The organism is Citrobacter sp. wls757, assembly GCF_005280935.1.
GTDB classification, from domain to species: Bacteria; Pseudomonadota; Gammaproteobacteria; order Enterobacterales; family Enterobacteriaceae; genus Citrobacter; species Citrobacter portucalensis.
Genome location: NZ_SZWU01000060.1, coordinates 94,055 through 102,224 on the forward strand (window position 1 = coordinate 94,055; position 8,170 = coordinate 102,224).

At 52.2% G+C, this 8,170-nt stretch carries 8 protein-coding genes; all 8 read left to right on the forward strand.

The window, feature by feature from the left end:
* The first annotated feature begins 114 nt into the window (after positions 1-114).
* Positions 115-990 carry a LysR family transcriptional regulator gene (locus FDW94_RS15330; RefSeq protein WP_071446901.1) on the forward strand — a complete coding sequence of 292 codons (876 nt, stop codon included), beginning with the start codon at positions 115-117 and terminating at the stop codon, positions 988-990.
* Between the two features lie 488 nt (positions 991-1,478).
* The gene (sufA, locus tag FDW94_RS15335; protein ID WP_003832645.1) at positions 1,479-1,847 is read left to right on the forward strand and encodes a Fe-S cluster assembly scaffold SufA; all 369 of its coding nucleotides are present in this window, start codon (positions 1,479-1,481) and stop codon (positions 1,845-1,847) included.
* A gap of 8 nt (positions 1,848-1,855) precedes the next feature.
* Entirely contained in the window at positions 1,856-3,343 is a 1,488-nt protein-coding gene (sufB, locus tag FDW94_RS15340) for a Fe-S cluster assembly protein SufB (protein ID WP_020996440.1), read from the forward strand.
* A gap of 16 nt (positions 3,344-3,359) precedes the next feature.
* Positions 3,360-4,106 carry a Fe-S cluster assembly ATPase SufC gene (gene sufC, locus FDW94_RS15345; RefSeq protein WP_003832649.1) on the forward strand — a complete coding sequence of 249 codons (747 nt, stop codon included), beginning with the start codon at positions 3,360-3,362 and terminating at the stop codon, positions 4,104-4,106.
* Complete coding sequence (gene sufD, locus FDW94_RS15350) at positions 4,081-5,352, forward strand: Fe-S cluster assembly protein SufD (RefSeq protein ID WP_137377839.1); 1,272 nt, start codon at positions 4,081-4,083, stop codon at positions 5,350-5,352. Before sufC ends, sufD begins: the two co-directional genes overlap by 26 nt.
* Entirely contained in the window at positions 5,349-6,569 is a 1,221-nt protein-coding gene (gene sufS, locus FDW94_RS15355; RefSeq protein WP_137377840.1) for a cysteine desulfurase SufS, read from the forward strand. The genes sufD and sufS overlap by 4 nt, the downstream gene beginning before the upstream one ends.
* A 12-nt stretch (positions 6,570-6,581) precedes the next feature.
* Entirely contained in the window at positions 6,582-6,998 is a 417-nt protein-coding gene (sufE, locus tag FDW94_RS15360) for a cysteine desulfuration protein SufE (RefSeq protein ID WP_003832654.1), read from the forward strand.
* Between the two features lie 123 nt (positions 6,999-7,121).
* Positions 7,122-8,126 carry a L,D-transpeptidase family protein gene (locus tag FDW94_RS15365; protein WP_137378023.1) on the forward strand — a complete coding sequence of 335 codons (1,005 nt, stop codon included), beginning with the start codon at positions 7,122-7,124 and terminating at the stop codon, positions 8,124-8,126.
* Positions 8,127-8,170 lie beyond the last annotated feature (44 nt).

Here is an 8,170-nt window from a genome sequence, read left to right on the forward strand (position 1 = left end):
AACCTTGTGCAGGAAATTGTCTTTTGATAGTTCCCGTATTTTAAGGATATTCGGATCTGTTAGAATTCCCTCATTAGGACATGCTGAGTTTCATAAAACGATCGGATGGGAACAATGGACAGAGTGATGGCGGCAACGGTATTCAACCATATCTGTGATTTGGGTAGCCTGAGCGCAGCCGCGCGTGCGTTGGGGCTTTCCCGTCCGATGGTCAGTCGTTATCTCGACGAGATGGAAAAATGGGCAGGCGCAAGGCTTATCCATCGCTCATCGCGTCGCTTGACGATCACGCCAGCGGGTGAAGATGCATTAGTGAAAACACGTTCTCTGGCGCAACTTTCGCTGGATATTGGTGCCGCCAGTGCCGCGCAAATTCCCTCCGGCACGCTACGTGTAGCCTGCGCCCATTTTACCGCGATGCATATTCTTGCTCCGGTTCTGCCGACGTTTATGGCGCAATATCCGCAATTACGTATTGAGGTGGAGATCAATAATCAACCGGTAAGCCTTGTGGGGGAACGCATCGATGTGGCGATCCGCATAACGGATAATCCAGAGCCAGGGACTATTGCCCGTCGGTTGGGCGACTGTAAATCGGTTCTTTGCGCGTCTGCAGATTATCTGCATCAACATGGCACGCCTGAGACAATCGACGATCTCACACGGCACAATTGCCTGTACTACAGCGGTTTTGCCGGACAATCCTGGCACTTTTTGGATCCTCAGGGGCAGCCTGTCTCCGTTGCAATCAAAGGGAATTTGAGTGCAGGGATCTCTTCGCTGCTCTGCGAGTCGGCGGTGGCTGGAATGGGGATCGCGTTGGTGCCAGAGCTGGAGGCGCAGGAAGGGCTGGCGCAGGGAAAGCTAATTCGATTACTGCCAGAACTTCAACCTAAGTGCCTGCCGATTTATGGTTTATACCTTTCGCGTGAACATCAACCCGCAGGGCTACGCCTGCTGCTGGACACGCTCAGTGAGGCACAGCGTTAAATATGTGATTGAACGCGTTTATAAAAGAGTCAAACCGCAATTAGTGTTAAAAAAAACTAATCGGTGTATGAGATTCTTCTTATCGCCCCTTCAAGAGCTAAGCCAATATGAGTGCCGGAGATAAGCGCCGGATGGGGCCGGAACCCTTAAGCCTGCCAACAAGCAGACTTAAGGGTTTTTTGTTGTTTGTTTATTATTTGAATTGTTTTTCCCTACCTTCATCCCCACCTATCCCTTAAATAGACATTTTCTATACATCTTTTGTCATTTGACCTGACTGAACGATTGGATTTTCATAATCCATTATTAATCAATGCATTGAACAAAATAATCCATCCCTGTAAACCCTCGCTGCAGGGTCTATGCTTAGTAAAAGTAGTCAAAAAGGGCGATTAACCCGAATGCCCCTGCTGTTGAGGGGTTGAAGTGATAATCATTATCACTAACATGGTGTTATAGCTTAAAAGCTAGTGACTCGAGGTAACTCTATGGAATTGCATTCAGGAACATTTAACCCGGACGATTTTGCCTGGCGTGGGCTGACGTTAACGCCAGCGGCTGCGGCGCATATCCGTGAACTGGTGGCAAAGCAACCTGACATGTTGGGTGTGCGTTTAGGCGTGAAGCAAACAGGGTGCGCGGGATTCGGTTACGTGCTGGATACCGTCCGCCAACCCGAAAAAGACGATCTGCTGTTTGAAACGGAGGGCGCCAGACTTTATGTGCCGTTGCAGGCGATGCCGTTCATTGACGGCACAGAAGTCGATTTCGTTCGCGAAGGATTAAACCAGTTATTTAAATTTCATAACCCGAAAGCCCAGAACGAATGCGGCTGTGGCGAAAGTTTTGGGGTATAGGCGGTACTATGTCTCGTAATACTGAAGCAACTGACGATGTCAACACCTGGGCTGGCGGGCACCTTAATTACAAAGAGGGCTTCTTCACCCAACTGCAAACCGATGAGCTGGCAAAAGGGATCAATGAAGATGTCGTGCGCGCGATTTCGGCAAAACGAAATGAACCCGACTGGATGCTGGAATTTCGCCTGAATGCCTTTAAAGCGTGGCTGACCATGGAAGAACCACACTGGCTTAAAGCGCATTACGACAAACTGAATTATCAGGAGTACAGCTATTACTCCGCACCTTCCTGCGGTAACTGCGATGAAACCTGTGCGTCTGAACCGGGAGCGGTACAGCAAACGGGCGCGAATGCATTTTTAAGCAAAGAGGTTGAGGACGCATTCGAACAGCTTGGCGTGCCGGTACGTGAGGGCAAAGAAGTTGCGGTTGATGCCATTTTCGACTCGGTATCGGTAGCGACCACCTATCGCGACAAACTGGCGGAACAGGGCATTATTTTCTGTTCGTTCGGTGAGGCCATTCACGATCATCCTGAGCTGGTAAAACAGTACCTGGGCACGGTTGTCCCCGGCAATGACAATTTCTTTGCCGCGCTGAATGCGGCGGTGGCATCTGACGGCACGTTTATTTATGTACCGAAAGGCGTACGTTGCCCAATGGAGCTGTCGACCTATTTCCGTATCAATGCGGAAAAAACCGGACAGTTTGAACGCACCATTCTGGTTGCGGACGAGGGCAGCTACGTCAGCTATATCGAAGGCTGTTCAGCCCCGGTGCGCGACAGTTACCAACTACACGCGGCGGTGGTGGAAGTCATCATCCACAAAGATGCCGAAGTGAAATACTCCACGGTGCAAAACTGGTTTCCCGGCGATGGCAATACGGGCGGTATTTTGAATTTCGTCACCAAGCGCGCACTCTGCGAAGGCGAAAACAGCAAAATGTCGTGGACGCAGTCGGAAACCGGCTCGGCCATTACCTGGAAATACCCAAGCTGCATTTTGCGTGGCGACAACTCGATCGGCGAATTCTACTCCGTCGCGCTGACCAGTGGACATCAGCAGGCCGATACCGGCACCAAAATGATCCACATTGGCAAAAACACCAAATCGACCATTATCTCGAAAGGGATCTCCGCCGGACACAGCCAGAACAGTTATCGCGGCCTAGTGAAAATCATGCCGACCGCTACTAACGCCCGCAACTATACCCAATGCGACTCGATGTTGATCGGTGCGGATTGTGGGGCACACACCTTCCCGTATGTGGAGTGTCGTAACAATAGCGCCCAGCTTGAACATGAAGCCACCACGTCGCGTATTGGTGAAGACCAGTTGTTTTACTGCCTGCAGCGCGGCATCAGTGAAGAGGATGCCATTTCGATGATCGTGAATGGTTTCTGTAAAGACGTGTTCTCTGAACTGCCGCTGGAGTTTGCCGTGGAAGCGCAAAAACTTCTCGCCATAAGTCTTGAGCATAGCGTCGGTTAAATTTTAAGGAAAGCACATGTTAAGCATCAAAGATTTACAGGTCAGTGTGGAAGATAAGGCGATCCTGCGTGGGTTGAGCCTTGAGGTTCGCCCCGGAGAAGTTCACGCCATTATGGGACCAAACGGTTCGGGGAAAAGTACGCTTTCTGCAACTCTTGCTGGGCGGGAAGACTACGACGTCACTGGCGGGACGGTAGAGTTCAACGGCAAAGATTTACTGGAACTGTCGCCGGAAGACCGGGCCGGTGAAGGGATCTTCATGGCATTCCAGTATCCGGTGGAAATCCCTGGCGTCAGTAACCAGTTTTTCCTGCAAACGGCGCTGAATGCGGTGCGAAGTTACCGTGGCGAAGAGTCGCTGGATCGATTCGACTTCCAGGATCTGATGGAAGAGAAAATAGCGCTGCTGAAGATGCCGGAAGATTTGCTCACGCGCTCAGTAAACGTCGGTTTCTCCGGCGGTGAGAAAAAGCGTAATGACATTCTGCAAATGGCCGTGCTGGAGCCTCAGTTGTGCATTCTTGATGAGTCAGACTCCGGGCTGGATATTGATGCGCTGAAAATCGTTGCGGATGGCGTGAACTCGCTGCGTGACGGGAAACGCTCATTCATTATCGTCACTCACTATCAGCGCATCCTGGACTATATCAAACCCGATTTTGTTCACGTTCTCTATCAGGGGCGAATTGTGAAGTCCGGCGATTTTACGCTGGTCAAACAACTGGAGGAGCAAGGTTATGGCTGGCTTAGCGAACAGCAGTAACGTGCTGCAACAGTGGCACCATCTGTTTGAGACGCAAGGGGAGACACGCTCACACCATGCGCAGCAGCACTTGCAACAGATGCTGCGTCTGGGGCTGCCAACGCGGAAGCATGAGGACTGGAAATACACGCCGCTGGAGGGATTAACCAACAGCCAGTTTGTCAGTCATGTCGCTGAGATAACGTCAGCCCAATGTGCAGCGTTGTCGCCGACAATTGATGCTGTACGACTGGTGTTTGTTGACGGGCAATTCTCTCCGACGCTCAGCGACAGTACAGACGGTAGCGGTTTTGACATTACCATTGACGATGCGCGCCAGGCGCTGCCAGCGGCTATCCAACCGGAAGTGTTTTTGCACCTTACCGAAAGCCTGTCTCGTAGCGTAACGCACATTCAGGTGAAGCGTAACCAGCGCCCCGCGAAACCGCTGCTGCTGCTGCACATAACCCAGGGGCTGGCGGGCGATGAGGTGAATACGGCGCACTATCGCCACCATCTGGAGCTAGCGGAAGGCGCAGAAGCCACCGTTATTGAACACTATGCCAGCCTCAGCGAGCGTCGCCATTTCACCGGCGCACGCTTAACGATGAACGTCGCGGCAAACGCCCATTTGCGCCATATCAAACTGGCGTTCGAAAATCCGTTTAGTCACCACTTCGCGCATAATGACATTCAATTGGGCGCGGATGCTACTGCCGTTAGCCACAGCTTCTTGCTTGGTGATGCGGTATTGCGTCATAACACCAGTACGCAGCTTAACGGTGAAAACACCACGCTTCGGCTGAACAGTCTGGCGATGCCGGTGAAAAATGAAGTCTGTGATACACGGACCTGGCTTGAGCACAACAAAGGGTATTGCAACAGTCGCCAGCTGCATAAAACGATTGTCAGCGATAAGGGACGAGCGGTCTTCAATGGTCTGATCAACGTCGCCCAGCACGCCATCAAAACCGACGGTCAGATGACCAACAATAATTTGTTGCTCGGAAAGCTGGCGGAGGTGGATACCAAGCCACAGCTCGAAATTTACGCCGATGATGTGAAATGCAGCCACGGGGCGACGGTAGGACGGATCGACGACGAACAGATGTTCTATCTGTGTTCGCGAGGGATCGGCCAGCAGGATGCTCAACACATGATTCTCTATGCGTTTGCCGCTGAGCTGACGGAAGCCCTGGGCGATGAAACGCTGAAACAACAGGTACTGGCGCGGATCGCCCAACGCTTGCCGGGAGGCGCAGCATGACATTTCCCATTGAAAAAGTACGGGCAGACTTTCCGGTCCTGACGCGTGAAGTGAACGGTTTACCGTTGGCGTATCTGGACAGCGCTGCCAGCGCGCAAAAACCCAATCAGGTGATTGATGCCGAGGCCGAGTTTTATCGTCACGGCTATGCGGCGGTCCACCGCGGTATTCATACGCTGAGCGCCCAGGCCACGGAAAAAATGGAAAATGTGCGCAAGCTTGCCTCGTTGTTTATTAACGCCCGCTCAGCGGAAGAGCTGGTGTTTGTTCGTGGTACGACGGAAGGCATCAATCTGGTGGCGAACAGCTGGGGCAGCAGCAATGTGCGAGCGGGCGATAACATTATAATCAGCGAAATGGAGCACCACGCCAATATTGTGCCCTGGCAGATGCTGTGTGCCCGCGTAGGGGCAGAGCTGCGCGTTATTCCGCTCAATGCCGATGGTACGTTGCAGCTGGAGACGCTGCCGACGCTGTTTGACGATCGTACGCAACTGCTGGCGATTACCCACGTTTCTAACGTGTTGGGTACCGAGAACCCGTTATCGGAAATGATTGAGCTGGCGCATCAATACGGCGCAAAAGTGTTGGTGGATGGCGCGCAGGCGGTGATGCATCATCAGGTGGATGTCCAGGCACTGGATTGCGATTTTTATGTTTTCTCCGGGCATAAACTTTATGGACCAACCGGTATTGGCGTTCTGTATGCCAGAGAGTCGCTGTTGCAGGAGATGCCACCCTGGGAAGGCGGTGGTTCAATGATTGCGACGGTGAGTTTGAGTCAGGGAACAACGTGGGCTAAAGCCCCCTGGCGTTTTGAAGCCGGAACGCCAAACACCGGAGGTATTATCGGACTCGGCGCGGCTATTGAGTATGTTTCAGCACTGGGGCTTACTGAAATCAGTGAATATGAACAGTTCATAATGCGCTATGCGTTGGAGCAGCTGGCGGATGTGCCGGATTTGACACTCTACGGACCGGATAACCGCCTGGGTGTGATTGCATTTAACCTTGGTAAACATCACGCCTTTGACGTCGGCAGTTTTCTTGATAACTATGGAATAGCCGTGCGGACGGGGCATCACTGCGCTATGCCGCTGATGGCCTACTATAACGTTCCTGCTATGTGCCGGGCGTCGATTGCAATGTACAACACCCATGAAGAAGTGGATCGCCTGGTAACGGGCCTCAAGCGTATTCATCACTTACTGGGCTAACAGGGAGGCGTTATGGCTGCGCTACCGGATAAAGAAAAGTTGTTGCGTAATTTTCTGCGTTGCGCTAATTGGGAAGAGAAATACCTGTACATTATTGAGCTGGGTCAGCGTTTGCCGGAATTAAACGACGACTTACGCTGCCCGGAAAATAGCATCCAGGGATGTCAAAGTCAGGTATGGATTGTTATGAACCAGAATGGCGAAGGGATTATTGAATTACAGGGCGACAGTGATGCGGCAATTGTGAAAGGACTTATTGCCGTGGTATTCATTTTGTATGATCGCATGACGGCCCAGGATATTGTGAATTTTGATGTGCGTCCGTGGTTTGAAAAAATGGCGCTCGCACAGCACCTCACACCGTCTCGTTCACAAGGGCTGGAGGCGATGATTCGGGCTATTCGCGCCAAAGCCGCAACTCTTAGCTAAACTGATAAAACACGTTAACTTTCAGGCCGACTTGAAAGCGTTCGTGTAAGGCAACGCAGTGACTCTTAAGCCGGATTGGGCGCTCGCCGCCGTCCGGCAAGAACGCCAGGGGGGTGAGTGAGTATGAAACGCGCGTCTGTTATTACGTTAATGCTAATCGGCGCTTACAGCGCTATTCAGGCCGCATGGGCGGTCGATTATCCTTTGCCCCAGGCGAACAGCCGCCTTGTTGGGCAAAACCAAACCTACACCGTGCAGGAAGGCGATAAAAACCTACAGGCGATAGCCCGTAAGTTTGATACCGCTGCCATGCTGATCCTTGAAGCCAACAATACTATTGCCCCCATACCTAAACCCGGAACCCTGATTACTATTCCCTCACAATTACTGCTGCCGGATGCTCCACGCGAAGGCATTATTGTGAATCTGGCGGAACTGCGTCTGTATTACTTCCCGCCAGGAGAGAATATTGTTCAGGTATTCCCAATTGGTATTGGTTTGCAGGGGCTGGAAACGCCGGTAATGGAAACCCGGGTTGGGCAGAAAATCCCGAATCCTACCTGGACCCCTACACCAGGCATCCGTAAACGCTCTCTGGAGCGCGGCATCACATTACCGCCTGTTGTACCTGCCGGGCCAAATAACCCGTTAGGACGCTTTGCACTGCGTCTGGCGCATGGAAACGGTGAGTATCTGATCCATGGCACCAGCGCGCCGGACAGCGTAGGCCTGCGTGTGAGTTCTGGTTGTATTCGCATGAACGCGCCGGACATTAAAGCACTGTTTGCTCAGGTCCGCACAGGCACGCCGGTCAGGGTGATTAATGAGCCGATAAAATATTCGATTGAGCCGAACGGCATGAGGTATGTCGAAGTGCATCGACCGCTGTCGCCGGAAGAGGAACAAAACGTCCAGACCATGCCGTATGTGCTGCCAGCCGGTTTTACCCAGTTTAAAGACAATAAAGCGGTGGATAACAGTCTGGTAGAAAGGGCGTTGTATCGTCGCGCAGGTTATCCGGTCACCGTCACTGCCGGGCAAGCATCGGTCGCGAGCAATGGGCCAGAAGTGAAGTCTGCGCAAAATGGCGTGCCGGGAGGAGATGCTGAGGTGCGCGCTACGCAATAACAGGGAAGAGGAATTCAGAGCAAAAAAAATGGCGCACAATGTGC